Origin of the sequence: Azorhizobium oxalatiphilum, from assembly GCF_014635325.1 — a bacterium.
GTDB lineage: Bacteria > Pseudomonadota > Alphaproteobacteria > Rhizobiales > Xanthobacteraceae > Azorhizobium > Azorhizobium oxalatiphilum.
In genome coordinates this window covers 1-1,507 of record NZ_BMCT01000021.1, presented here as the reverse complement: position 1 = coordinate 1,507, position 1,507 = coordinate 1, and the positions used below count along the sequence as shown (strand labels likewise).

Here is a 1,507-nt window from a genome sequence, read left to right as displayed (position 1 = left end):
TCATCAACGGCGCCTTCTACGCCATCCTGAGCCTTGGCCTCGCGGTCATCTTCGGGCTGCTCAACGTCATCAACTTCACCCATGGCGCGCAATACATGATGGGTGCCTTCGGCGCCTGGATGCTGCTCAATTACGCCGGCATCCCGTTCTGGGGCGCGCTGGTGCTGGCCCCCATCCTCGTCGCCATCGTCGGCATGATCATCGAGCGCCTGCTGCTGCGGCGGCTCTATCATCTCGACCATCTCTACGGCCTGCTGCTCACCTTCGGCCTCGCCCTCATCATCGAGGGCCTGTTCCGCCGGATGTACGGCTCCTCGGGCCTGCCCTACAACAATCCCCTGCCGGGCGGCACCAACCTCGGCTTCATGTTCCTGCCCAACTACCGCGGCTTCGTGGTGGTGTTCTCGCTCGTCGTCTGCCTCGCGACCTGGTTCGTGATCGAGCGCACCAAGCTCGGCTCCTATCTGCGCGCCGCCACCGAGCGCCCCGATCTGGTGCAGGCCTTCGGCATCGACGTGCCGCGCATGATCACGCTCACCTACGGCTTCGGCGTCGGCCTTGCCGCGCTCGCCGGCGTGCTCGCCGCGCCCGCCTATCAGGTCAGCCCCACCATGGGCTCAAACCTCATCATCGTGGTGTTCGCGGTGGTGGTGATCGGCGGCATGGGCTCCATCGCCGGGGCCATCATCACCGGCTTCGGCCTCGGCCTCGTGGAGGGCCTCACCAAGGTCTTCTATCCGGAGGCTTCCTCCACCGTCATCTTCGCCATCATGGCCATCGTGCTCATGGTGAAGCCCGCCGGCCTCTTCGGCACCGTCAAGTGAGGGCGTCATGACCGGCACCACATCCCCCACCGCCCTCCCGGCCGCTCCCGCCTCCTCCGGCAACGGCACGCTGAAGATCGTCCTCACCCTCGTCGCCATCGCCGCGCTGCTGGCGGCGCCGCTGGTGGTCTATCCCGTCTTCCTCATGAAGGTGCTGTGCTTCGCGCTGTTCGCGTGCGCCTTCAACCTCATGCTGGGCTACACCGGCCTCCTGTCTTTCGGCCACGCCATGTTCTTCGGCGGGGCGGCCTATATCACCGCGCAGGCGGTGAAGGTGTGGGGCTTCACGCCGGAGCTGGGCATCCTCGCCGGCACCGCCTTTGCGGCGCTGGTGGGCCTTCTCGTCGGCCTGCTGGCCATCCGCCGCACCGGCATCTATTTCGCCATGGTGACTCTGGCGCTGGCGCAGATGTTCTTCTTCTTCTGCCTTCAGGCCCGCTTCACCGGCGGCGAGGACGGCCTGCAGGGCGTGCCGCGCCGGGCGGTGTTCGGCCTCATCGACACCACGTCGGACTTCAATCTCTATTACGTGGTGCTGGTGATCTTCCTTGCTGCGTTCGCGCTCATCTACCGCACCATCTACTCGCCCTTCGGACAGGTGCTGAAAGCCATCCGCGAGAATGAGCCGCGCGCCATCTCGCTGGGCTACCGGGTGAACCACTACAAGCTGCTGGCCTTCGTGC

The 1,507-nt window shown here is 65.8% G+C and carries 2 protein-coding genes; both read left to right on the top strand.

What is annotated here, in order from left to right; translation table 11 throughout:
* The first annotated feature begins 2 nt into the window (after window positions 1-2).
* Window positions 3-824 (top strand): branched-chain amino acid ABC transporter permease, encoded by an 822-nt coding sequence (locus tag IEW24_RS28565; protein WP_244644724.1) that lies wholly within the window; start codon window positions 3-5, stop codon window positions 822-824.
* Window positions 825-831: 7 nt separating this feature from the next.
* Window positions 832-1,507 (top strand): branched-chain amino acid ABC transporter permease (locus tag IEW24_RS28560; RefSeq protein ID WP_188584325.1); only part of this gene is annotated, 676 nt, incomplete at its 3' end.